The following is a 23,829-nucleotide window of genomic DNA, read 5'->3' on the forward strand; positions in this document are numbered from 1 at the left end:
CCAGTCTCACCTGCTACCGCTTCGGGACAGTTTGGGAGCGCGACGGGTTATGCCGCGGGACTATTGTCGACAATGTCAGCCGGACGACGGGCTCGGGTTCGAATTCACGTTCGCCTTTCAGCCGATCGTCAACGTCATGACCCGCGAGGTCTATGCCTACGAGGCCCTGGTGCGCGGGCCCCAGGGGGAAGGCGCCGAGACCGTCCTGTCCCAGCTCGACACCACCAACCGCTACCAGTTCGACCAGGAGGCCCGCGTCTCGGCGATCCGCCTGGCCTCCGCCTTGTTCGGCAAGACCGACGCGAAGCTCTCGCTCAACATCATGCCCAACGCGGTCTACGACCCGGTGCGCTGCCTGCGCGCGACACTGCGGGCCGCCAAGGAGTACGACTTTCCCCTCACCCGGCTGATGTTCGAGTTCACCGAGCATGAGCGCGTCGCCGATGTGGCGCACCTGCGGCGGATCGCCAGGCACTATGCCTCCTGCGGCTTCATCACCGCGATCGACGACTTCGGCGCCGGCTTCGCGGGGCTTCGCTTCCTCGCCGAGTTCGTGCCCAACGTGGTGAAGATCGACCGTCACCTCGTGCGCGAGTTGCAGCACGACCGCGTGCGGCAGGCGATCATCAACGCGATCCTCACCGTCGCGCGCGACCTCGACATCACCATCGTCGCGGAAGGGATCGAGACGGCCGACGAATACGGCTTCCTGGTCGACATGGGGGTCGAGCTGTTCCAGGGCTACTACTTCGCCCGCCCCGCCTTCGAGCAGGTGCCCGCGGTCAGCTTCGGTGGGCCGATCACGCTCGGCGTCAACACCTACGCCGGCACGGTCCCCTCGGCGACCTGAGGGTCACTCCGCCGCCTCCACCAGGAAGCCGCCGGACTGGCGGGCCCAGAGTTCGGCATAGAGGCCGCCCTTGGCCAACAGCTCGGCATGCGGCCCGGATTCGACCACGCGGCCGGCGTCCAGCACCACGATGCGGTCCATCGCGGCGATGGTCGACAGGCGGTGCGCGATGGCGATGACGGTCTTGCCCACCATCACCCCGGCGAGCGCATCCTGGATGTCGGCCTCGACCTCGCTGTCGAGCGCGCTGGTCGCCTCGTCCAGCACAAGGATCGGCGCGTCTTTGAGGATGGCACGGGCGAGCGCGATCCGCTGGCGCTGGCCGCCGGAGAGCTTCACGCCCCGCTCGCCCAGATGCGCCTCGTAGCCGAGGCGGCCCTTCATGTCCGCGAGGTCGGTGATGAAGTCGTGCGCGCGGGCCCGGCGTGCGGCCGCATACGCCGCGTCGCGTCCCGCCTCCGGCCGGCCGTAGAGGATGTTGTCGAGCGCCGAGCGGTTGAAGATCGCGGTCTCCTGCGTGACCGTCGAAATCGCGCGGCGCAGCCCGTCCTGCGAGAGCTGGCGCACGTCCGTCCCGTCGAGCAGAATGTCGCCGCCCTCCACGTCGTGCAGGCGCAACAACAGCGACACGGCGGTCGACTTGCCCGCGCCCGAGCGGCCGACGAGGCCCACTTTCTCCCCCGGCGCAATGTCGAGCGTGAGGCCCGAGACGCCGCCGACCGGCCGCCCGTAGCGGAAGGTGACGTCGCGGAACTCCACGTGGCCGCGGGTTCCGCGGGGCTCCACGGCGTCCAGCTCGTCGACGATGTCGTGCGGCGGGGAGAGGGTGTGCGCGCCATCTTCGATGGTGCCCAGTTCACCGAAGATCGACAGGGCGGACTGCGCGATCCAGTTCGACATCGCGCTCAGCCGCAGCGTCATGATCGAGGCCATGGCGATGACGCCGATGGTCCCCTCGCCGGTGTGGAAGAGCCACAGCGAGAGGCCGATCAGCGCCAGCGTCAGCGCCACATTCATGACCGCCAGGATGACACGCATCGCCATCATGCCGCGACCGAAGGCGATGCCGGCCTTACGGAAGGCGGCGATCGCCTTGCGCGCGGCCTCCTGCTCGCGGTTGGCGTGGGCGAAGAGCTTGACCGTCTTGATATGGCTCAGACTGTCGACCAGCTGGCCGGTGACCGTCGCGCGGGCGGCCGCCCGGGCCTTGGCCCGCGCGCGGATCCGCGGCACGCCCCAGCGCAGCGCCAGGCAGAAACCGACCGCCCACACCACGACGACCGCCGCCAGCAGCGGCTCGGCCGTGGCCAGCAGGATGACGATGGTGACGATGTAGGCCGCCAGCATGCCCAGCGAGGAGAGCGAGTCGACCACCACGCTGGTCAGCGCGTTGGAGGTCTGCGTCTGCTTCTGGGCGATGCGGCCGGTGAAGTCCTCCTCGAAGAAGCGCATCGACTGGCCGAGCGTGTGCCGGTGCAGTCGCCAGATGGTCATCGGGTTGAGGCCGGGGCCGACGGCGAGCGAGGTCATCGCGCTCTGCCCGAGCTGGGTGAGCGGCTTGGCGAAGACCACCACCGCGACGATGCCGGCGAGCCAGGGCCACTCCTGCGCGAACAGCGCCTCCGGTCCCGCGGCCGCGGCCCGGTCGACCAAGCCGCCCACGAGATAGAAGACGAGACCTTCGGTCGCCCCGACCGCCAGCGAGAACACCGCCAGCATCGCGACCGGCCAGCGCACGTCCCGCAGGCTCCACTTGAGGAAGGGAACGAGGGCGCCGGGCGGTCGCGTGTCGTCGTAGGCGCGGAAGGGGTCGATCAGGGACTCGAACGGGCGGAACAGGCGGGTAAACGGCTCCTCGTCCGGCAGGCTCTCCGGATCGGGCGTTCGGATGATGGGCTTCACACGGTACCTCTTCGCAGGGCTCGCAGAGTGAGCCGTCACTCGCGCAACTCGAGGGGCGGCCGGATAGACGCAAGGCGCGCGCCGCCTCCCGCGGTGGTGCCCGGTGACGGGCCCGCGACCGGCGCCGGCCGCACGTGCGGCGGGCCCGTCCCGGTCGACGCCCCGGTGGCTGGCCCATCATATAGGGCTCCGGCCCTGGCGGCGCCCCCCGCCGTGCCCGGCGCCCCCTGCGCTTCGGGGCGGGCCGCGGCGGTTCAGGCCTCTGCGGTGCGCACCGGTCCTTCGGCGACGCGGGCGCGGAAGGCGGACGGCGTCATGCCGGCCGAGCGGGTGAACGCGCGTGTGAAGTAGGCGGGGTCGACGAAGCCGAGATCCACCGCGATCCGCCCCACCGGGTGCGCCGTGTAGGCCAGCAGCCGCCGCGCCTCCTTCATGAGGCGCATCTCAATCACGCGCGAGGCGCCGCCGCCCATCTCGGCGCGTGTCAGTCGCGACAGGTGCGTGGTCGAGATGCCGAGGGCGGACGCATAGTCCGCCACGCGCCAGTGGTTGCGGTAATGCGTCTCCAGCAGCGCCTCGAAGCGGCGGATCAGGGGCGAGCCCTCACTGCCGACCTCCGGGGCGATCTGCTCGGCGACGCGTGCGGCGATCAGCGTCGCCACCGCCGCGAGGCATTGGCTGCGCGCCGGCCGCGTCTCGGCGAACTCGTCGGCCACGTCGCCGAACAGCGTCGCCAGACGCGGCCCGGCATCGACGATCGCCGCCGTTCCCAGCATGGGGCAGGCACCCAAGGTCGCGTCCAGCGCTTCGACCGGGACGGTCAGCACCGTTCCCTTGGTTTGCGGCACGAAGCGGAAGCCGTGCACCGATCCTGCCGGCAGGTTCACGACAGCGGCGCGCAACAGGGTCGATTCGCGGTCTTCCAACAGCACCGTGGCACTGCCTTCGGCGAGGTGGAGGAACTGGTGCAGACGTTCGTGGCGGTGCGGCTGGATGGCCCATCCGTGCAAGCTCGACCGATCGGCGATCGTCTCGCAATGGACCACATCCGGCAGAAGCGCGCGCTCTCCGTATAGCTCGAACTTGGGAATCCTGGCGGTGTCGAGGTTCGAATAGTGCAAGTCTGAGGCGTCCACGTCCATTCCCGAGGGGCGCCCTCGGTCGCACACTCACATAGGGAGGACCAGACCAATGAAAACACAGGTGGTAGTCATCGGCGGAGGGCCCGCGGGTCTTCTCCTCGCCCGATTATTGATGCAAAATGGCATCGCGACGGTCCTTCTCGAGCGACGCAGCCGGGCCCATGTCCTGTCGCGCATCCGCGCCGGTGTCCTCGAATGGGGATCGGTCGAGACGCTTCGCCGCGCAGGCGTCGGCACGCGGATGGACGGCGAAGGCGAGATCCACCACGGCGTCGCCCTCGGCCACACCAACCACCAGTTCCGGATCGACTTTGCCGAGCGGGCGGGCCGGGCCGTCATGGTCTACGGCCAGACCGAGATCACCAAGGACCTCTACACCGCGCACGACGCCGCCGGCAGCACCATCATCGACAACGCCGAGGACGTCACCCTCCACGACGTCACGGGCCGCCCCCGCGTCACCTGGCACAAGGACGGGCGCAGCCACGAGATCGAGGCCGACTTCGTCGCCGGGTGCGACGGCTTCCACGGCGTCTCGCGGCAGACCATCCCGGCGGACGCCCGCACCGAGTACGAGCGCGTCTTCCCGTTCGGCTGGCTCGGCATCCTGTCGGAGACGCCGCCGGTGTCGCACGAGCTGATCTACTCCAACCACGCGCGCGGCTTCGCCCTCGCCTCCATGCGCAACCCCCATCTGTCGCGCTACTACGTTCAGGTGCCGGCGGACGACACGGTCGAGGGGTGGAGCGACGAGCGCTTCTGGGACGAGCTGCGCCGGCGCCTGCCGCACGACGCGGCCGAGGCGATCGTCACCGGGCCGTCGATCGAGAAGTCGATCGCGCTGCTGCGCTCCTTCGTGTGCGAACCGATGCGATGGGGCAATCTCTTCCTCGCCGGCGACGCGGCGCACATCGTGCCGCCCACCGGGGCGAAGGGGCTGAACCTCGCGATCGGCGACGTCGCCCTCCTCGCGGAGCTGATGAGCGCCCATTTCGCCGGCGACACGGCCGCGCTCGCCACCTACTCGGACCGCGCGCTGGAGCGGGTCTGGGCGGCGATCCGCTTCTCGGTCTCGCTCACCGGGCTGCTGCACCGCTTCCCCGGCCAGAGCGCCTTCGAGCAGCGCCTGCAGGAGGCGGAGCTGGCCCAGATCGAGCGGTCCGACTCGGCCCAGACGACCTTTGCCCGCAACTATACCGGCCTGCTCACCTGACCCGCGCCGGCCCCCGAGGGCCGATCGCCGGCCCTACCCCGCCACCGCCGGCCGGCGCAGTGCTCGCCAGCACACCCGGCGCGGTCCATCGCCACCATCTGCCCCCCGCAAGTGGGGCGTACGCTCCTACAAAATCCGGAGAGCGAGATGGATCAAAAGCGATTGGAGGCGTTCGTCGGGCGCATGCTCGGCGATCTGGGGGCGGCGACCAGCGTCACCCTCGCCCGCCTGGGCGACAAGCTGGGCCTCTACAAGGCCCTTTATGCCCACGGGCCGATGACGTCCGCGGAGCTCGCGACGACGACGAGCTGCGCCGAACGCTACGTGCGCGAATGGCTCGCCCAGCAGGCGGCCTCCGAGTATCTCACCTACGACCCCGCCACCCGCCGCTTCGCCCTGCCGCCCGAGCACGCCATGGTGTTCGCGGTGGAGGACAGCCCGGTCTTCATGATGGGCGCGGTCGACCTCGCCGGCTCCATCTCGCGCGAGGCCGACAGCGTCCTCGCCGCCTTCCGCTCCGGCGAAGGCATCGACTACGACAGCCGCGAGGGCTGCCTTTTCTGCGCCATGGCGCGCTTCTTCCGCACCGGCTATCGCAACGAGCTGCTCGGCAGCTGGATCCCGGCGCTCGGCGGGATGGTGGCAAGGCTCGAGGCCGGCGCGCGCGTCGCCGATGTCGGATGCGGCCACGGCCATGCGCTCATCATGCTGGCCGAGGCGTTCCCCCGCTCGAGCTTCGTCGGCTACGACTTCCACGAAGGGTCCGTCACCGCCGCCCGCGAGCATGCCGCCGAGCACGGCGTCTCCGAGCGCGTCACCTTCGAGGTGGCGGCGGCCACGTCCTTCCCCGGCCGCGACTTCGACCTCGTCGCCTTCTTCGACACCCTGCACGACCTCGGCGACCCTGTGGGCGCGGCGGCGCACGTGCGCCGGGCGCTGGCCCCCGGCGGTACGCTGATGGTCGTCGAGCCGCAGGCCGCCGACCGGCTGGAGGAAAACCTCAACCCTATCGGCCGGCTTTATTACGGGGGCTCCACGATGATCTGCGTGCCGGCCTCGCTGGCGCAGGAGACCGGCCGCGCCCTGGGCGCGCAGGCGGGCGAGGCCGCGCTCACCGGCGTCCTCAACGAGGGCGGCTTCTCCAGCGTGCGCCGCGTCGCCGACAGCCCGTTCAACATGGTGCTCGAAGCCAGAGCCTGACCGCCGCCCACACCCTCGGCACCGACCACGAGAAAAGGCGCGGGGGGCCCCCCCGCGCCTTTCGTTCGTGTCCGCGATGCTGCCGGCCGGGTTACTGCGCCGGCTTGCTCGACAGCTGGGCGTTGCGGCCGACGACGTACTGGAAGGCCAGCACCGCCCCCGCCATCGCGATGCCGGTCAGGTCGGTCCACAGCCCCGGCTTGATCAGCGTGATGGCCGCCGCGATCAGGATCAGCCGTTCGACGATCGACGCGCGGGCGATCAGGAAGCCCGTCATGCCGCCGGCGAGACAGACCACGCCGATCAGCGCCGTCATCAAGGTGGTGACGATCACCGGCCACTCGCCGATGAGCAGGATCGACGGGCCGAAGACGAACATGAACGGGATGATGTAGCCCGTCGCGCCCAGCTTCAGCGCCGCGAAGCCGGTATCCCACAGCCCCGCGCGCGAGATGCCGTTGGCCGCATAGACCGCCATCGCCACCGGCGGCGTGATGGCCGAGAGGATCGCATAGTAGAAGACGAACATGTGCGCCGCCTCGACCATGACGCCGAGCTTCACCAGCGCCGGGACCAGCAGCGCCACCTGGACGATGTAGGCCGGCGTGGTGGGCATCCCCATGCCCAGGACGATGCCCGCGATCATCGTCAGCACCAGCGCCAGCACCAGCGAGTCCTGCGAGACCGCGATGACGAGGCCGGTGAACTCGGTGCCGAGGTTGGTGAGCGTGATGCAGCCGACGACGATGCCGGCGCAGGCGCAGGCGAGCGCCACGGGCACGGTGTTCTTCGCACCCGAGATCAGCGCGTCGCCGATCATGTCGAGGCTGATGTCCTTGCGCGTCTCCTTGCGCAGCATCGCCGTCGGAACCACCGACACGATGCCCGCCAGCGCCGAGAGCGGCGCCGAGTAGCCCATCAGCAGCGTCACGATGATGATGATGAGCGGCAGGAAGAGGTGGCCGCGCGTCAGCAGCGTTTCCTTCAGGCTCGGCAGCTCGGACCGGGGCAGGCCGACCATCCCGGTGCGCTTGGCCTCGAAGTGCACCGCCATGAAGAGCGCGACGTAATAGAGGATGGCCGGGAACAGCGCGAAGGCTGCGACCTCAAGGTAGCCGATGCCCAGGAACTCGGCCATCACGAAGGCGGCCGCGCCCATGATCGGCGGCATGATCTGGCCGCCGGTGGAGGCCACCGCCTCGACCGCGCCGGAGAATCCCTTCTTGTAGCCGATGCGCTGCATCAGCGGGATCGTGAAGACGCCGGTCGTCATGACGTTGGCGACCGCCGAGCCCGACACCGAGCCGAAGAGGCCCGAGGTGACGCACGCGACCTTCGCCGGACCGCCGGCCGCGTGACCGGTGAGGCTCATGGCGAAGTCCATGAAGAGCCGGCCCGCGCCGGACCGCTCGACGAGGGCGCCGAACAGGATGAAGAGAACGATGTAGGTCGCCGAGACGCCGAGCGGGATGCCGAAGATGCCCTCGGTCGTCAGGTAGAGCTGGTCGAGCGTGATCTCGAGCCCGAAGCCCATCCAGACCAGCGTGTAGATGAGGAAGGCCGCCGCCGTCGCCGGCAAGGCCCAGCCGACCGCGCGGCGCGTCGCCTCCAGCACCAGCAGGATGAGCGCCGAACCGAAGACGAAGTCCGCGATTCTCAGCTCATCCACATAGTACATGCGGTTGACGAAGTAGTCGTAGAAGAAGATCGGATAGGTCGACGCCGCGACGGCGATCACCAGCAGGACGATGTCGAAGATGCCGGGCTTGCCGGTCTGCGGGTCGCGATAGCCGCGGCCGGGCAGCATCAGGAACGCGATCGCCATGACGAAGGTCAGGTGGATCGCGCGGAATTTCTGAGCATCCGGCGGGCCGAAGAAGGCCACCCAGAGGTGGTAGAGCGACATGGTCAGGGCGACCGCCCCCACCGCGGTCACCCCCCAGTTCGAAGTCAGTCGTTTCATCATGGCGCACGCCGCCAGCGGATCGCGCCGGCGTCCTCTTCACCCAGCCGTCAGGGAAAAAGCGCAACGGCGCCGCCGGTCCGTCCTGGTGTGCGGATCGGGCCGGCAGCGCCGCGCAGACACATGGCCGGCCTCCACGGGAGGCCGGTGAAGGAGTCCGCGCCTCAGCTGGCGCCGGCCTCGTCGTAGAAGCGCTTGGCGCCCTCGTGCAGCGGCACGCCGATATCGCGGCCCATGTCCTCGGGGGTCGCACCCTTCATCGCGCTGGCGATGGAGGAGAGGTCACCGACATGGTCGGCGAGGTTCTTCAGGACGTTGTAGACGAGGTCCGCGTCGAGGTCGCACTGCGCGATGATGTGCGTCGCGTAGCCGATCGTCTGCACGTCCTCGTCCTGCCCCGGATAGGAGCCGGCCTTGATGGTGATCGGCTTATAACCGGGGTTCAGCTCCTGCATCTTGGCGAGCGCCTCGCCCTCGATCGGCACGACCTTGATGTCGCGCGCGGAGGCCAGATCCATCACGGCGCCGGCCGGGACGGTGGTGCCGAGGCTGAACCACTCGGCGTTGCCGTCCTTCATCAGGGACACCGAGTCGGTGTACGAGCCGTGGTTGACGCGCGGCAGCTCGTCGTAGCTGGTGCCGATCGACTGCATCAGGTGGCCGGTGATCGCCTCACCCGTGTTGCCCTTCGGCTGCACGGCCGCGGCCTTGCCGGCGAGGTCGGCCGGGGTGTTGATACCCGAGTCGGCCAACGCGATGACCTGGAAATATTGCGGGTAGAGCGTCGCGACGTTGCAGATGTTGGTCGCCTTGCCCTCGAACGGGGCGTTGCCCTGGATGGCGTCGACGGTCGACACCGAGTTGGCAAAGCCCATCTGCGCCTTGCCGGCCTCGATCGCCTTCACGTTGGCGATGCCCGCGCCCGGCAGAACCTGCACGCTCGCACCGTCGACATTGCTTTCGACGATGTTCTGGATGGCACCGCCGAGCGGGTACCAGGAGCCGCCTTGCGGTCCGGTCATCAGGCGGATCTGCTGGGCTTCGGCCGAGCCGGCCACGAAGACGGCGCCGACCGCGACTGCGGCCAGGAGATGGCTCTTCATAAATATCCTCCCACTGGGCGGCTGTCATTCGCCGCTCCTTGGACTGGTATATTAATGGATTGGCCATTCGGAGCAAGGCCCGCCGGGATCCGGTTGCCGCTGCCCCTCAAAATATGGCCTGCGCAATCAACGCCGTGCTAAAGCGCCGCAACTCAAGAAGAGAGGAACCGCCATGACGATCGATCTCTATACGTGGGGGACGCCCAACGGGCGCAAGGTCTCCATCATGCTCGAGGAGGTCGGGCTCGCCTACACCGTCCATTCGGTCAATATCACCAAGGACGAGCAGTTCGACCCGGCGTTCCTCAAGGTCGCGCCGAACAACAAGATTCCCGCGATCGTCGACAACGACACCGGCCTGTCGCTGATGGAGTCGGGCGCCATCCTCCTCTACCTTGCCGAAAAAACAGGCAAGTTGATGCCGACGGAAAGTGCCGATCGTTGGCATGCAATCGAGTGGCTGATGTGGCAGATGGGCGGCTTCGGCCCCATGCTCGGCCAGACCCACCACTTCCACCGCTTCAACAAGGGCAAGTCCGACTATGCCGAGGACCGTTTCCTGAAGGAGACGCAGCGGCTCTACGGGGTGCTCGACAAGCAGCTCCAGGACCAGGAATACATCGCCGGCTCCTACTCCGTCGCCGACGTCGCGACATGGCCGTGGGCCGCGCGGTTCGAGTGGCACGGGGTCGACATCAACGCCTTCCCCAACGTGAAGCGCTGGTATCTCGCGATCGCCGCGCGCCCCGCGGTGAAGCGCGGCTACATGGTGCCGACCGAGCAAGAGATCCCGATGCCCTGAGGCGCCTTCGCGCCGTCCGACGACCGGCGCCGCGCCCGGCGCGCGCGGCGCCCCCCGACCAGCACCGCCCGACTCTGTCCGCCTTTGTCCCATGCCTCGCGGCGCTCTCTTGACGCCCGCCATGGCATAGGACTTGCTGCATTAAACGGCACATGGGGGGAGAGGCGGTTGCACGAGGCAGAGCTGGAACTCATCGGTGTCGCCAAGCGCTACGGCGACGTGACCGCGGTGCGCAGTGTGGATCTGAAGGTCCCCGCGGGCGCCTATTGCTGCCTCCTCGGCCCGTCCGGCTGCGGCAAGACCACCACCCTTCGCATGATCGCCGGCCACGAGGTCGCCTCGGACGGTGACGTCATCCTCGGCGGGCGCAACGTCACCGGGCTGCCGCCGGCGGAGCGCGGCACGGCGATGATGTTCCAATCCTACGCCCTCTTTCCGCACATGAGCGTGGTCGACAACGTCGCCTTCGCGCTGCGGGTGCGCGGGATGAAGAAGGCCAAGCGCCGTGAAGAGGCGATGAGGCGGCTGGACCTGGTCGAGATGACCAAGTACGCCGCGCGCCGCCCGGCGGAACTCTCCGGCGGTCAGCAGCAGCGTGTCGCCCTGGCCCGCGCGCTCGTCACCGACCCGTCGATCCTCCTCCTCGACGAGCCGTTGTCGGCCCTCGACCCGACCCTGCGCCTCAGGATGCGCGCCGAGTTGAAGCGCCTGCAGCACGACCTCGGCATCACCTTCGTCCACGTCACCCACAGCCAGGACGAGGCGCTCGCCCTCTCCGATCTCGTGGTGCTGATGAAGGACGGCCACATCGAGCAGTCCGGCACCCCGCGCGAGGTGTTCGACACACCCAGGACCGCCTTCGTCGCCCGCTTCATCGGCTCGCACAACGTGCTGACCGAGGCGGGGCGCCAGGTGTCGCTGCGCGCCGACCGGCTGAAGATCGTCGACGTCGCCGCCGGCCGGCGCACCGCCACCGTCTCCTCCGTCGAGTACCAGGGCCACTACGTGCTGGTGCGGCTCGGCGGCGGCGACGAACTCGCCGCGATCGTCGGCGAGGACGCGATGCTCGCCCGTCCGGTCAGCGAGGGCGACACGGTCGGTCTCGACTGGCGCGACGGCGACGTGGTCGCGCTCGGCCGCCCGGAGGCCGACGAAACCCGCGCCGCGGCCTGAGCGCCCGGCGTGCGGCCCCCCTTCCCCCACTCCGCCCCGCCGGCCCAGACGCCGCGACGGGCGCGGACGGCTCGAGAAGCCGCAGTTCAACGAGAAGCGATGGAGCATCTATGACCGACCGTCCGAGCCGTCCCGGCGGCCTGAACCGCCGCAAGTTCCTCTACGGTGCCACCGCCACCACCGCGCTGGCCGCCTCGTCGAACCTCTTCGCCCCCGCCATCCGTGCGCAGGAAGCCGTCACCCTGCGCTACCTCGGCACCGCGGTGAACCAGTCGGCCGAGATCGCCGCGAAGGTCAAAGAGGACCTCGGCATCGTCATCGAGTACATCCCCGTCACCACCGACGAGGTGACGCGGCGCGTGGTGACGCAGCCCAACACCTTCGACCTCGTCGACATCGAGTACATGTCGCTGAAGAACGTCGTCCCGACGGGCAACCTGAAGGGCATGGACACCTCGAAGATCAAGGAGTCCGACAACATCACGACGCTGTTCACCGAGGGCACCATCGACGGCAAGGCCGTGGGTGACCAGGGCACGGCGCCGAAGAAGGTGATCTGGCTGCCCGGCGAAGAGGCGAAGGACTTCGCCGACGAGCCGACCGGCTTCATGTCGCTGATCCCGACCGTCTACAACGCCGACACGCTGGGCATCCGCCCCGACCTGATCGGCCGTCCGATCGAGAGCTGGTCCGAGCTTCTGAACCCCGAGTTCAAGGGCAAGGCCTCGATCCTCAACATTCCCTCGATCGGCATCATGGACGCCGCCCTCGTCGTCGAGGCGCTCGGCAAGCACCAGTATGCCGACAAGGGCAACATGACCCGCGAGGAGATCGACCTCACCGTCGACACGCTCATCGAGGCCAAGCGCGCCGGCCAGTTCCGCGCCCTGTGGCAGGACTTCAACGAGAGCGTGAACCTGATGGCCTCGGGCGAGGTGGTCATCCAGTCCATGTGGTCGCCGGCCGTCACCGCCGTGCGCACGCAGGGGATCGACTGCGTCTACCAGCCGCTGAAGGAGGGCTACCGCGCGTGGGCCGCCGGCTTCGGCCTGCCGTCGACCGCCGAGGGCAAGAAGCTCGACGCCGCCTACGACTTCATCAACTGGTTCCTGTCGGGCTGGGCCGGCGCCTTCCTCAACCGCCAGGGCTACTACTCGGCCGTGCTCTCCACCGCCAAGGAGAACATGGAGCCCTACGAGTGGGCCTACTGGATGGAAGGCAAGCCCGCCGAGCAGGACATCATGTCCCCGTCCGGCCAGCTGCTGGCCAAGGCCGGCACCACCCGCGACGGCGGCTCCTATCAGGAGCGGCTCGGCGCCATCTCCTGCTGGAACGCGGTCATGGACGAGAACGTCTACATGGTCCGCAAGTGGAACGAGTTCGTCGCGTCGTGACCACGACCGAGCAGGCCACCGGGGGCGCCCGCGCCCCCACCGCCGGAGGGCGAGCGCACACAGCGCTCGTCACCCCGGACAGCGACGCGGCGTCCGCCCATGGCGTGAAGCGCCGCAAGAGCCTGCTCGACCAGCCCTACGCCCTGGCGAGCCCCCTGATCCTCGTCATGGCGTTCTTCTTCGTGGGACCGCTGATCCTCACCATCATCGTCTCGTTCTGGGAATACACGCAGTATTCCATCGAACCAGCGGTCGTCACTACGAACTATAGTGATGTGTTCTACGGCTGCGTCGCCAAGCTGCCGGACCTCTGCGTCACGTTCAAAACCTATCTGTCGACGCTGAAATTCTGCTTCATCGTCTGGGCGGTGACGCTGCTCCTGGGCTTTACGCTCGCCTGGTTCATCGTCTTCGAGGTGAAGAAGACTTCGACGCAGATCGCCCTCTTCCTCATCTGCACGATCCCGTTCTGGACCTCCAACGTCATCCGGATGATGGCGTGGATCCCGCTGCTCGGCCGCAACGGCCTCGTCAATCAGACGCTCATGTCGCTCGGCATCGTCTCCGAGCCGCAGGAGTGGCTGCTTTATTCCGATTTCGCGGTCATCCTCGCCTTCATCCACCTCTACACGATGTTCATGATGGTCCCGATCGTGAACTCCATGCTGCGCATCGACCCGGAGATCATGGAGGCCGCGCGCGACGCCGGCGCCGGGATCTGGACCATCGCGCTCTCGGTCATCGCGCCGCTGTGCCGGCCGGGCATCGTCATCGGCTCGATCTTCGTCATCACCATCGTGATGGGCGACTACATCACCGTCGGCGTCATGGGTGGGCAGCAGATCGCCTCGGTGGGCAAGACCATCCAGGTGCAGATGCAGTATCTGCAGTTCCCCATCGCCGCCGCCAACGCGGTGGTGCTCCTCGGCGCCGTGCTGATGATCATCTTCGCGATGACGCGGCTGGTGGACGTGAGGCGCGAGCTATGAGCGAGACCCACCGATGAGCGAGAACCGGGGCCGCCGCTTCTACGTCCTCGCCGGCATCTTCACCCTCTTCGTGCTCTTCCTCTACGGGCCGATGTTCGCGATCTTCGCCCTCTCGTTCCAGGGGCCGGAGGGCGGGCTCACCTTCCCCATGCGCGGCCTCTCCACCCATTGGTTCGTCGAGCTGTGGAAGGGTGTCGGCGTGGTCGACATCTGGGCCGCGTTCTACCGCTCGCTGCGCCTCGGCGCGGTGGTCGCGGCGCTGACGCTGGCGATCTCGCTGCCCGCCGCGCTCGCCTACCGCCTCGGATTCCGCGGCGCGACCTTGCTGTTCTACACGGTGATCGCGTCGCTGATCGTGCCGTCAATCGTCGTCTCGCTCGGCATCGGGCTGGAGTTCCGCCTGTTCGACGATGTGGTCAAAGAGGTCGTCACCGGCCACCAGACGTCGACGGGGCTCTTCACCTCGGCGCTCGGCGCGCACCTGACCTGGACGCTCCCCTTCGGTCTCCTCATCCTGCTCGCCGCCTTCAACCGTTTCGACCGGCGCTTCGAGGAGGCGGCGCGCGACCTCGGCGCCTCGCCGTGGCAGACGCTGTGGCTCGTCATCCTGCCGATCATCGCGCCGTCGCTGATCGGCATCGGCCTCTTCGGCTTCACCTTGTCGTGGGACGAACTGGCGCGCACCAGCCAGGCGATCGGTGGGCGCAACACGCTGCCGCTCGAGCTGCGCGGCCTGACGCAGACGGTGACGACCCCGTCGGTCTACGCGCTCGGCACGGTGGTGACGGGCGTGTCGCTGTGCGTGATCGGCGTGTCGCTGGCGCTGATCACGGTGCTCGGCCGCAGGCGGGCGCGGCTGGCGAAATGATCGCCGCGCCCCTCGCCGAAGCGTTCGCCGGCTTCACCGCCGAGCGCCTGCCCGCCGCCACCCGCGCCCATGCCGCCGGGGTCTATGCCGACACGGTCGCCTGCATGGTCGCCGGGCTCACCGACCCGGAGGTGGCCGTCTTCGCCAAGCGCTTCGCCGGCCATGGCGTCACCGAGCCGCTGACGGGGCTGAAGGCCGCCTACGGCAACCTCGCGCTGGTCCTCGGCTTCGCCGCCACCGCGCTGGAGCTGGACGACGGCCATTACGACACGGGCAGCCATCCCGCCGCCCACGCCGCGGCCGGCGCGCTCGCCGTCGCCGCCCATCTCGGCGCGGACGACGCGGCCCGGTTCGACGCCTTCCTGGTCGGCTACGAGGTCGGCGCGCGGGTCGGCGCCGGCACCAGCCTGCGGGCGGACGCGCACGGCCACGGCACCTGGGGCGCGATCGGCGCTGCCGCGGCCGCCGCCCACCTGACGCGCCGGGATCCGGCCGCCTTCGCCGCGATCCTCGACATGGCCGGCGGACTGGGCCTCGCCACCAGCGTCACCGCGCCGATGAAGGGCGGCACGATCCGGTCCGCCTGGGTCGGCGTCGCCGCGCGCAACGGCCTCCTCGCGCTCGACCTGTTCGATGCCGGGGTCACGCCCGAGCCGGGCGGCATCGAGGCCGTTTTCGGCAAGGTGATCGGCAGCGCGTTCGACGCGCGGGCCGCCGCCGCCGGCCTCGGCGAACGCTGGCTGATCGCCAACAACTTCATGAAGGTCGACGCCTCGTGCCGGGAGACGCAGGGCGCGCTCGCGGCCTTCCGCGCCGCCTGGCCGGCCGGGCGCCCCGCCGGCGACATCGCGCGGGTCGAGATCGAAACGTTCGTGCCGGCCGCCGACCTCGCCGAGCGCGAGCCGGTCAACATCATGGGCGCGCGCTTCTCGATCCCGGCGACGCTCGCCCTCGCCGCGCACGGCTGGCAGATCACCGCCGACGGCTACGCGAGGGCCTTGAAGGACCCCGCCGCGCTCGACCTCATGCGCCGCGTCACCGTCGTCGCCGACCCGGCGATGACCGCCGCCCTCCCCGTGCGCCGGACCCGCGCCACGGTCCACCTCGTCGACGGCGGCCACCTCGCCGCGACGGTGGACGGTGCGCCGGGCGACGCGGACCAGCCGCTCGAGGCGGACGCGCTGCGGGCGAAGTTCGGCGCGCTCTTCGCCGAAGCCGGCCGCACCGACGCGGCCGAGATGTACGCCCGCCTCACCGCCGCGGCCTGACCCGCCGCGGCACGGGTCCGTCGGTCGTCCCGCCCCGCCTCAGGCGATCTGCCGCTCGGTGCGCGGCGCGCGGGCCATCTCGGCGAGGCGGCCGCACGCCTCGGCGAGGTCCTCGTCCGGAACGGTGAGGCTGATGCGGATGAAGTCCTTCGCCTGTTCGCCGAACGAGGCGCCCGGCATCACCGCGACCCCCTTGTCGAGCGCGGCCCAGGCGAAGGCCTCGCCGCCCATCCCGACGCCGGACACGTCGACCAGAATGAACATGCCCGCGTCCGGCATCAGCGGCGCCAGGCCCGAGCCCTCCAGCCGGTCGGCCACCAGCTCGGCCCGGCGCTTGTAGGTCTCGCGCAAGGTCGCCGCGGTCGGCGACGGCTCGGTGAGCGCGTAGGTGGTCATGTCGGCGATGAAGGGCTGATTGCCGAACAGCATCGTCTCCGACACCGGCAGCAGCCGGGCGCAGAACTCCGCCGGCCCGACCGCCCAGCCCGACCGGAAGCCGGGCGCCGCATGCGACTTGGAGATCGACGACAACGCCACCGAGCGCTCCGCCAGCTCCGGCAGGTCGAACGGCGAGACGAACCGGCCCTCGAAGATCAGCTCCTCGTACACCTCGTCGCACACGATCCACAGGTCGTGTCGCCGGCACACCTCGCCGATCGCCTCGATCTCCGGCCGTGTCAGGATCGCCCCGGTCGGGTTGTGCGGCGAGTTGAGGAGCACGACCCGCGAACGCGGCGTGATCGCCCGCTCCAGGTCCTCGGCACGCATGTGGAAGCCGTTCGCCGCGTGCAGGGCGACAGTGCGCATCTCCGCCCCCGCCGCGCCGATCACGCCGGCATAGGTGGCGTAGAGCGGGTCGCCCACGAGCACCTCGTCGCCGCGCTCGGCAAGGCCCATCATCGAGGCGTAGAGCGCGGTCTGCGTGCCGGGGAAGGCGAGCACGTTGGCGGGCAGGATCGTGCGGCCGGTGCGGCGCGAATATTTCGCGGCGATCGCCTCGGCGAGCTCCGGATCGGCCCCGCCGCCGATGCCGTAGCCGGTGCGCCCGGCGTGCATCGAGGCGCTGCACACGTCGAGCAGGTCGTCCTCCGGAGGAATGTCGGGCTCGCCGATGGTCAATTCTATGATCGCGTCGCCGGCCTCAGCGCGTCGTCGTGCTTCGAAATGCACGGCCCACTTGCCGGATCCGAGACCGCGAAGCCTGTCCGTGATCGATGCATATCGCATGGGCTGCCTCCGGTTCGTCTTCGAGAAGTTGGGGCGATCTGCCCGCAACCTCAACCTGCTAAGGGGCTCCTTCCCCGCCTCACCGGTTCGTTCAGCCATGTACCAGGCTGAAAAGCCCACCGTTTCAGGCACAAACCCGGTGAACCGAGGCGCGAGAAGAATTTGACCCCCGTGACCAGACAGATAACGTGTCCTGGCAGCGACCCCTGCACACCGCACACCAGCCGCCGGATTTCATGGACATCTTCTCATTGCTCGCCTTCGGGCCGGACGGATGGGGCGACGAACTTCTCGCCGGCGTCAAAATCACGTTGGCGCTGGCATTCGTGACGGCCCCGCTGGCGCTCGTCGCCGGCTTCCTGCTCGCCCTCGCCCGTCGATCCGGCAATCCGCTGCTGCGCATCCCGGCCACCGTCTTCGCCACCGTCTTCAAGGGTCTGCCGGAGCTGATCACGCTCTTCATCGTCTACTACGGCGTGGCGATGCTGCTACGCTGGTTCGTCGCTCTCTTCACCGACGCGTACGTCACGATGCCGGCCTTCCTCTCCGGCGTCGTCGCGCTGGGCGCGGTCTCCGCCTCGTTCGCCTCCGAGGTGTTCATGGGCGCGTTGGGCGGGGTGCCGCGGGGTCAGCTGGAGGCGGCCGACGCGCTCGGCCTCGGCCGCTGGGCGACGATGCGCAAGGTGATGCTGCCGCAGGTGATGCGCCTCGCGCTGCCGGGCCTGTCCAATCTGTGGCTGGTGCTGCTCAAGGATACCGCGCTGGTCTCGGTCCTCGCGCTGCCGGACCTGTTGCGCCGCACCTTCATCGCCGTGGGCGCCACCAAGGAGCCGTTCTTCTTCTTCGCCGTCGCGATGGCGATCTACTTCGTCATCTCGATGATCTCCTCGGGCGTCCTCGCCCTCCTCGAGGCGCGCTACAGCCGCGCCTACGCCCGATGAACGAGATCCTGCCGAAAATGCTCGCCGAGTACGGCGACGACCTCCTCGACGGGTTCGTCGTCACCTTGCAGCTCGTCGGCCTGTCGGTCGGCATCGGCGCGGTGCTGGGGTGCTTCGTCGCGGCGTGGCGGATGTCCAAGAACCGCCTCGTGCGGTGGGTGACGTGGTTCTACACCAACCTCTTCCGCGGCACGCCGCTGCTGGCGCAGCTCTTCCTGATCTACTACGGCGCCGGGCAGTTCTCCGGCTTCTGGCGGGACGTCGGGCTGTGGTGGTTCCTGCGCGACCCGTTCAACTGTGCGGTGCTCGCCTTCATCCTCAACACCGCCGCCTACCAGGGCGAGATCTTCCGCGGCGCGGTGAAGGCGGTCCCGGCGGGGCAATGGGAGGCGGGCGCGGCGCTGGGGCTCTCCAAGCGGATCACCTTCCGCAAGATCATCCTGCCGCAGACCGCGATGATCGCGTTGCGCCCCTTCGGCAACGAGATCATCCTCATGATCAAGGGCTCGGCCGTCGCCTCCGTGGTGACCGTGTACGACCTGCTGGGCGAAACGCGCCTGATCTACTCCGACACCTTCCGCTTCGACGTGTACTTCTACGCCGCCGCGCTCTACCTCGTGTTGGTGGAGACGCTGCGCCAAGTCTGGAACCTCCTGGAGAAGCGCCTCACCCGCCACCTCGCGCCGACGCGCACCTCGTCCGCCAAACGACCATTGGAGCCGAGCGCCATGGGCGCCGCATGACCGACCGACCCGATACCGCCCGACCCGACGCACTGCGCCGTGAGACCATCGCCGCCCACGCCAACGGCCAGCACGACGCGGCGACCGGCGGCGTGGTCGGCGCCTGGCAACCCTCGACCACCTTCGTGCGCGACGCCGCCTACCGAACCCCCGCCTCCGGCGACGTCTATCGCCGCCCGCACAGTCCCACGACGCGCGAGGCCGAGGCGGTCATCGCCGCCCTGGAGGGGGCGGAGGACGCCGCGCTCTTCGCCTCCGGCCTCGCCGCGATGGCAGCGTTGATGCGGGCCGCGGGCGGGCCCCGCGTCGCCGTGCAGCGCGGCTCGTACTACGGCACCCAGGTCCTGGGCGAGCGCCTGGCGGACGGCGCCCCGATCACCTTCGACGGTGCCTCGCTGGAGAGCCTCGCCGAGACGGTCGCCACCCGCCGCCCGGCCCTCGTCATCATCGAGACGCCCTCCAACCCCTTCCTCGACGTGATCGACATCGCCGAGGCCGCGCGCATCGCGCACGCCGCGGGCGCGCTGCTGGCGGTCGACTCCACCACCGCGACGCCGATCCACACCCGCCCGCTGGAGCACGGGGCCGACATCGTCGTCCACTCCGCCACCAAGGCGCTCAACGGTCACTCGGACGTGCTGGCCGGCGCGCTGGTCCCCGGCCATGGCGGGCGCGTCCTGTTCGACGCGGCGCTCGACACACGCGCCAAGGAGGGCTGCGTCCTGAGCCCGTTCGACGCCTGGCTGCTGACGCGCGGCATGCGGACCGTGGCGCTGCGCGTGCGCGAGGCGTCGCGCAACGCGCTCCACCTCGCCCAATGGCTCGCGGCGCATCCGAAGGTGACGACGGTGCGCTATCCCGGCCTTCCGACGCACCCCGGCCACGCCGTCGCGGCGGCGCAGATGGACGGCGGGTTCGGCGGCCTCCTGTCGTTCGACGTCGCCGGCGGCGCGGACGCCGCACTCGGCCTCGCCGGGCGGCTGAGGCTCATCGCGCGGGCGACGTCGCTCGGCGGCGTCGAGACCCTGATCGAGCATCGCCACTCGATCGAGCCCGCCGCCACCGACATGCCGCCGGGGCTGTTGCGCCTCGCCGTCGGCATCGAGGCGGTCGAAGACCTCGTCGCCGATCTCGATCAGGCCTTGGCCGAGGTGCCCTGATGGCACTAAAACGCACGCTAATACATTAGAACCGATAAGGAGCGCTCGATGGCGAACGTCGCATTTCTGGGCCTAGGCGTGATGGGTTACCCGATGGCCGGGCACCTGGCGAAGGGCGGCCACACGGTCACGGTCTACAATCGCACCACCGAGAAGGCCAAGGCGTGGGCCGAGGCGTTCGGCGGCGCCTACAAGGAGACGCCCGCCGAGGCCGCCGCGGGCCAGGACTTCGTGTTCTGCTGCGTCGGCAACGACGACGACCTGCGCTCGGTCACGATCGCCGAAGGCGGGGCCTTCGCCGCCGTCGAGAAAGGCGCCGTCTTCATCGACAACACCACCGCCTCGGCCGAGGTCGCGCGCGAGCTGGGCGACGCCGCCAAGGCCGCCGGGTTCGACTTCCTCGACGCGCCGGTGTCCGGCGGCCAGGCCGGCGCCGAGAACGGCGCGCTCACCGTCATGGTCGGCGGCGATCAGACCGTCTTCGACAAGGCCAAGCCGGTGATCGACTGCTACGCCAAGATGGTCGGCCTGATGGGGCCGACCGGCGCCGGGCAGCTGACCAAGATGGTCAACCAGACCTGCATCGCCGGCCTCGTCCAGGGCCTCGCCGAGGGCATCCACTTCGCCAAGTCCGCCGGGCTCGACATCGAGAAGGTGATCTCCGTGATCTCCAAGGGCGCCGCCGGCTCCTGGCAGATGGAGAACCGCTGGAAGACGATGGACGCCGACGAGTACAACCACGGCTTCGCGGTCGACTGGATGCGCAAGGACCTGCACATCGTCCTGGAAGAGGCGCGCCGCAACGGCTCGCGCATGCCGGTGACCGCGCTGGTCGACCAGTTCTACGGCGATGTGCAAAAGATGGGCGGCGGGCGCTACGACACCTCCGCACTGCTGGCGCGCCTGGAGCGCTCTTGATCTCGCGGGCCGCGGCCCAGACCTGCGCGAGGCGCCGGTCCTTAAGGGGCGATTAGGCCTATATCGACGCGGGCCGGTGGAAAACTCCGCCGGCCTGCAACTCTCGCTGGGCTCGAACATTGGTCCAGTGCCGGTTTCTGTCCGGGGAGAGCGGAGTACGACGTGTTTAGACAGTTCGGCAGCGTCCTGTCCGATTACCGGCGAGACCTCACTCTGATCGACGCCGCGCCGTCCGGCGAGCGGGTCGAGCGGCCCGACTGTGCGGGAACGTCCCTCCTGTCGGGTGCGCCCATCGCGCGCATCCCGCCCCGCGCCGACGCGCCTTCCTCGCCGCTTGTGAACGATTCCGACGCGCCGCTGGTGGGCGCCCCGCTACACCTGCGCATCCAGATCGTCGACGCCGCGCTCTCGCCATTGTCGGGGGTACCGGTGACCGTGGGGCTGCGCGCGCCGACGCCGGTGGACGGGATCGGCCGCGCGGTGCGCACGGTGGCGGTCACCTCCGACAAGGGCATCGCCGAGATCGAGACCGTATTCCCGATCCCCACCGCCGGACGCCCGCAGATCGCCTTCCAGGCGGCGCTGGAGCATGCCAGCGTCCGCGGCGTCATCGCCCTGCCGGACGAGGTGGGCGAGTTCCTGGCCGAGCACGTGCCGCCCTATTGCGGCGACGCGACCGACACCTTCGCGCTGTGGCGGCCGGCCTACCTGGCGCAGGCGGTGATCAGCGCCGACCGCTCCGCCGCACCCGGCCCTCCCGGCCGGCCGGCCGTGCCGCCACGGCGATATCGGGCAGGTCGTTACCTCGCCTCGCGCGCCTTCGCCACGCTGCTGGCCGTCACCAGCGCGGCCGCGCATCTCTTCTCCGGCAGCGGGACGCCGACCGCGAAGGAAACGGTCACCGCCCTTTCCCCCGAGCAAGAGCCGGACGGCCGCCGCGACGCCTGACGCGCCGCAACCCGGCACGCGGCCGGACATGCCCTCGAGCGAAGCCCGTCACGTGCCGCGTTCCAGCGTTCCAGGCAGAATGGTTTGCAGATTTTTCTTCGGCGCGCAGCGTGTGCGCTGCTCGGCGCAATGTCGGCTCAGCGCCGGGCCAGGTAATCCGCCTCGTCGACCGGCTCGAGCCAGGTGATGTGGCCGGCCTCCGGGTCGCGCTCGTGGATGGCGATGTGCGTCATCATCATGGAGTCGGTCGCGCCGTGCCAGTGCTTCTCGCCGGGCGGAATCCAGATGCTGTCGCCTGCGTGAATGTCGATCCGGGGCTCACCCTCGGTCTGGAACCAGCCGCTGCCGGAGACGACGTGCAGCGTCTGCCCCAGCGGGTGGGTGTGCCAGTTGGTCCGCGCGCCGGGTGTGAAGGTGACCGAGGCGGCGTTGACGCGGGCGGGGTCCGGCGCGGTGACGATCGGGTTCTGAAATACCGTCCCGGTAAAGTAGGACGCCGGTGCGAGGATCGTGTCGACTTCGCCGTTGCGCAGGATCTTCATTTCGAGACGGCTTCGCCGGGGGTCCAGGCGTCGTAGCCGGCGGAGATGCCGGCTTCCGGGTCGGGCCGGAAGATGGAGCCGGTCGGCCGGTAGGCGTCCGGCGTGCCGGTCGGGTTCGGGCGGTGGGGCTTTTCCCACTCGCGCGCGACGTAGCCCTGCTGCTCGGGCAGCAGGTCGGTCAGGTGGTGCATCCAGCTGTACCAGCCGGGCGGGATCATCGTCGCCTCGGCGACGCCGGTATAGATGACCCAGCGGCGGACGTGGCCGAGCGTCGGGTCGACCTTGGCGCCCCGCGTCTGGAAATAGCGGTTGCCGAACTGATCGGTCCCGACCTCCTCACCGCGGAGATACGTCGTCCACGACGTGCCCCAGGTGGTGCCGTTCCACCAGGTGAAGAGCTGCAGCAAACGGCGAAGAGGAGTCTGAGCCATGTGCCAAGTCCTAGTCAGCGGTGGCGGGGATGTAAAGCATCATACGGAGGCGGTGCCGGGCTTGAGTTCGCGTGCCTCGATATAGAGCCGCGACACGTCCGGGAAGGACGCCTGCACGGTTTTGCGCAGCCGCGCGGTCGCGTCCTCCACCGAGCCGGCCGAGATCGAATTGTCGAAGTCGGCCGAGATCGTGGCGAGGATCTCGTTGGGGCCGAGGTGCATGGTCAGGACATCCCCCACCGCGACGACCGCCGGATCCGCCGTCACCGTCGCACGAAGCTGGCGTACCACGTTCGGATCGGCCGCCTCTCCGACCAAGAGCCCCTTCGTCTCGATCGCCAGGAACACCGCCGTCACCGCGAGCACCACGGCGATGAAGCACGTCGCCAGCGCATCGTAGACCGGATCGCCGGTGAGCTGCGTCGCCAGCACGCCGAAGAAGGCGATGATCAGGCCGAGCATCGCCGCGGTGTCCTCGAACAAGACGGTGAAGAGCGTCGGATCCTTGGAGCGGTGCACCGTCTCGATGATGCCACGGCCGCGGCGCGAGGCCTGGAAGCCCCGATAGGCCATCGTCCAGGCGACGGCCTCGAAGACGAAGGCGATGCCCAGCACCGCGTAGTTGATCCACGACGGCGAGACCTCGGTCGGCTCCAGGAGCTTGTGGATGCCCTCGTAGCCGGCGAACCCGGCGCCGGCGCCGAAGATCATGATCGCCACCATGAAGGCGTAGAAATATAGGTCCTTGCCGTGGCCGAACGGGTGCTCCGCCGAGGCGGGGCGCTTGGAGCGGCGAATGCCGAACAGCAGCAGGAACTGGTTGCCGGTGTCGACCACGGAGTGCACGCCCTCGGCGAACATGGCGGACGATCCGGTGACCGCCGACGCGATGAATTTCGTCACCGCGATCGCGCCGTTGGCGAACAGCGCCGCATAGATCACTTTGGTGTTGCCTTGAGCGGCCATCGTGCAACCTTCTCCAAGTATTAAGCTCATTCGCGCACTGGTGGTGAACGCGCGACGATCGTATGCGTTCAAAGGATCGAATGTGT

The 23,829-nt window shown here is 69.2% G+C and carries 22 protein-coding genes; 14 read left to right on the forward strand and 8 right to left on the reverse strand.

Annotated features, from left to right (window positions below; genetic code table 11):
- Nucleotides 1-49: 49 nt before the first annotated feature.
- Nucleotides 50-850 (forward strand): EAL domain-containing protein, encoded by an 801-nt coding sequence (locus MRB58_RS04660; RefSeq protein ID WP_244780572.1) that lies wholly within the window; start codon nucleotides 50-52, stop codon nucleotides 848-850.
- Nucleotides 851-853: 3 nt separating this feature from the next.
- Here MRB58_RS04660 and MRB58_RS04665 read toward each other — a convergent pair whose 3' ends face one another.
- Both MRB58_RS04665 and MRB58_RS04670 read right to left on the reverse strand, forming a co-directional pair.
- Nucleotides 854-2,752, reverse strand: coding sequence for an ABC transporter ATP-binding protein (locus MRB58_RS04665; RefSeq protein ID WP_244780573.1), 1,899 nt, complete (start codon nucleotides 2,750-2,752; stop codon nucleotides 854-856).
- 254 nt (nucleotides 2,753-3,006) lie between these two features.
- A complete protein-coding gene (locus MRB58_RS04670; RefSeq protein WP_244780574.1) occupies nucleotides 3,007-3,888 on the reverse strand; it encodes a helix-turn-helix domain-containing protein in 882 nt (293 codons plus the stop codon).
- A 55-nt stretch (nucleotides 3,889-3,943) separates the two neighbouring features.
- Here MRB58_RS04670 and pobA point away from each other — a divergent pair, with 55 nt between their 5' ends.
- Complete coding sequence (pobA, locus tag MRB58_RS04675; RefSeq protein ID WP_244780575.1) at nucleotides 3,944-5,107, forward strand: 4-hydroxybenzoate 3-monooxygenase; 1,164 nt, start codon at nucleotides 3,944-3,946, stop codon at nucleotides 5,105-5,107.
- 147 nt (nucleotides 5,108-5,254) lie between these two features.
- Nucleotides 5,255-6,307, forward strand: coding sequence for a trans-aconitate 2-methyltransferase (locus MRB58_RS04680; RefSeq protein ID WP_244780576.1), 1,053 nt, complete (start codon nucleotides 5,255-5,257; stop codon nucleotides 6,305-6,307).
- A 91-nt stretch (nucleotides 6,308-6,398) separates the two neighbouring features.
- Here the strand turns inward: MRB58_RS04680 and MRB58_RS04685 are convergent, their stop codons facing one another.
- Nucleotides 6,399-8,273: a TRAP transporter permease gene (locus MRB58_RS04685; protein WP_244780577.1), complete on the reverse strand. Its 1,875-nt coding sequence runs from the start codon at nucleotides 8,271-8,273 to the stop codon at nucleotides 6,399-6,401.
- Nucleotides 8,274-8,434: 161 nt separating this feature from the next.
- Nucleotides 8,435-9,373, reverse strand: coding sequence for a TAXI family TRAP transporter solute-binding subunit (locus tag MRB58_RS04690; protein ID WP_244780578.1), 939 nt, complete (start codon nucleotides 9,371-9,373; stop codon nucleotides 8,435-8,437).
- Between the two features lie 172 nt (nucleotides 9,374-9,545).
- Here MRB58_RS04690 and MRB58_RS04695 point away from each other — a divergent pair, with 172 nt between their 5' ends.
- The 6 genes from MRB58_RS04695 to MRB58_RS04720 all read left to right on the forward strand — a co-directional run bounded on the left by MRB58_RS04695 (nucleotide 9,546) and on the right by MRB58_RS04720 (nucleotide 15,867).
- Nucleotides 9,546-10,175 carry a glutathione S-transferase family protein gene (locus MRB58_RS04695; protein ID WP_244780579.1) on the forward strand — a complete coding sequence of 210 codons (630 nt, stop codon included), beginning with the start codon at nucleotides 9,546-9,548 and terminating at the stop codon, nucleotides 10,173-10,175.
- Nucleotides 10,176-10,343: 168 nt separating this feature from the next.
- Nucleotides 10,344-11,348: an ABC transporter ATP-binding protein gene (locus MRB58_RS04700; RefSeq protein ID WP_244780580.1), complete on the forward strand. Its 1,005-nt coding sequence runs from the start codon at nucleotides 10,344-10,346 to the stop codon at nucleotides 11,346-11,348.
- Between the two features lie 110 nt (nucleotides 11,349-11,458).
- Entirely contained in the window at nucleotides 11,459-12,742 is a 1,284-nt protein-coding gene (locus MRB58_RS04705) for a PotD/PotF family extracellular solute-binding protein (RefSeq protein WP_244780581.1), read from the forward strand.
- Nucleotides 12,739-13,731: an ABC transporter permease gene (locus MRB58_RS04710; protein WP_371747231.1), complete on the forward strand. Its 993-nt coding sequence runs from the start codon at nucleotides 12,739-12,741 to the stop codon at nucleotides 13,729-13,731. The genes MRB58_RS04705 and MRB58_RS04710 overlap by 4 nt, the downstream gene beginning before the upstream one ends.
- Nucleotides 13,732-13,744: 13 nt before the next feature.
- The gene (locus MRB58_RS04715) at nucleotides 13,745-14,599 is read left to right on the forward strand and encodes an ABC transporter permease (protein ID WP_244780582.1); all 855 of its coding nucleotides are present in this window, start codon (nucleotides 13,745-13,747) and stop codon (nucleotides 14,597-14,599) included.
- Complete coding sequence (locus MRB58_RS04720; protein WP_244780583.1) at nucleotides 14,596-15,867, forward strand: MmgE/PrpD family protein; 1,272 nt, start codon at nucleotides 14,596-14,598, stop codon at nucleotides 15,865-15,867. The genes MRB58_RS04715 and MRB58_RS04720 overlap by 4 nt, the downstream gene beginning before the upstream one ends.
- 39 nt (nucleotides 15,868-15,906) lie before the next feature.
- Here MRB58_RS04720 and MRB58_RS04725 read toward each other — a convergent pair whose 3' ends face one another.
- The gene (locus tag MRB58_RS04725; RefSeq protein WP_244780584.1) at nucleotides 15,907-17,094 is read right to left on the reverse strand and encodes a pyridoxal phosphate-dependent aminotransferase; all 1,188 of its coding nucleotides are present in this window, start codon (nucleotides 17,092-17,094) and stop codon (nucleotides 15,907-15,909) included.
- 236 nt (nucleotides 17,095-17,330) lie between these two features.
- On the opposite strand from MRB58_RS04725, the gene MRB58_RS04730 reads away from it, so the two are divergent.
- From MRB58_RS04730 to MRB58_RS04750, 5 genes are all read left to right on the forward strand, one after another.
- Nucleotides 17,331-18,035, forward strand: a complete 705-nt coding sequence (locus tag MRB58_RS04730) for an ABC transporter permease (protein ID WP_244780585.1) — start codon at nucleotides 17,331-17,333, stop codon at nucleotides 18,033-18,035.
- A complete protein-coding gene (locus MRB58_RS04735; protein WP_244780586.1) occupies nucleotides 18,032-18,778 on the forward strand; it encodes an ABC transporter permease in 747 nt (248 codons plus the stop codon). The genes MRB58_RS04730 and MRB58_RS04735 overlap by 4 nt, the downstream gene beginning before the upstream one ends.
- Nucleotides 18,775-19,938, forward strand: a complete 1,164-nt coding sequence (locus MRB58_RS04740; protein WP_244780587.1) for a PLP-dependent aspartate aminotransferase family protein — start codon at nucleotides 18,775-18,777, stop codon at nucleotides 19,936-19,938. The genes MRB58_RS04735 and MRB58_RS04740 overlap by 4 nt, the downstream gene beginning before the upstream one ends.
- Before the next feature lie 48 nt (nucleotides 19,939-19,986).
- Nucleotides 19,987-20,856 (forward strand): NAD(P)-dependent oxidoreductase, encoded by an 870-nt coding sequence (locus tag MRB58_RS04745; RefSeq protein ID WP_244780588.1) that lies wholly within the window; start codon nucleotides 19,987-19,989, stop codon nucleotides 20,854-20,856.
- 162 nt (nucleotides 20,857-21,018) lie between these two features.
- Nucleotides 21,019-21,804 carry a hypothetical protein gene (locus MRB58_RS04750; protein ID WP_244780589.1) on the forward strand — a complete coding sequence of 262 codons (786 nt, stop codon included), beginning with the start codon at nucleotides 21,019-21,021 and terminating at the stop codon, nucleotides 21,802-21,804.
- A 137-nt stretch (nucleotides 21,805-21,941) separates the two neighbouring features.
- Here MRB58_RS04750 and MRB58_RS04755 read toward each other — a convergent pair whose 3' ends face one another.
- Genes MRB58_RS04755 through MRB58_RS04765 form a run of 3 tightly spaced genes read right to left on the reverse strand, consistent with a single transcriptional unit; the run spans nucleotide 21,942 to nucleotide 23,743 of the window.
- The gene (locus tag MRB58_RS04755) at nucleotides 21,942-22,346 is read right to left on the reverse strand and encodes a cupin domain-containing protein (protein ID WP_244780590.1); all 405 of its coding nucleotides are present in this window, start codon (nucleotides 22,344-22,346) and stop codon (nucleotides 21,942-21,944) included.
- The gene (locus tag MRB58_RS04760; RefSeq protein WP_244780591.1) at nucleotides 22,343-22,777 is read right to left on the reverse strand and encodes an NADH:ubiquinone oxidoreductase subunit NDUFA12; all 435 of its coding nucleotides are present in this window, start codon (nucleotides 22,775-22,777) and stop codon (nucleotides 22,343-22,345) included. Before MRB58_RS04760 ends, MRB58_RS04755 begins: the two co-directional genes overlap by 4 nt.
- 39 nt (nucleotides 22,778-22,816) lie before the next feature.
- Complete coding sequence (locus tag MRB58_RS04765; RefSeq protein WP_244780592.1) at nucleotides 22,817-23,743, reverse strand: cation diffusion facilitator family transporter; 927 nt, start codon at nucleotides 23,741-23,743, stop codon at nucleotides 22,817-22,819.
- Nucleotides 23,744-23,829 lie beyond the last annotated feature (86 nt).

The sequence above is a fragment of the Acuticoccus sp. I52.16.1 genome, from assembly GCF_022865125.1.
Lineage (GTDB): Bacteria > Pseudomonadota > Alphaproteobacteria > Rhizobiales > Amorphaceae > Acuticoccus.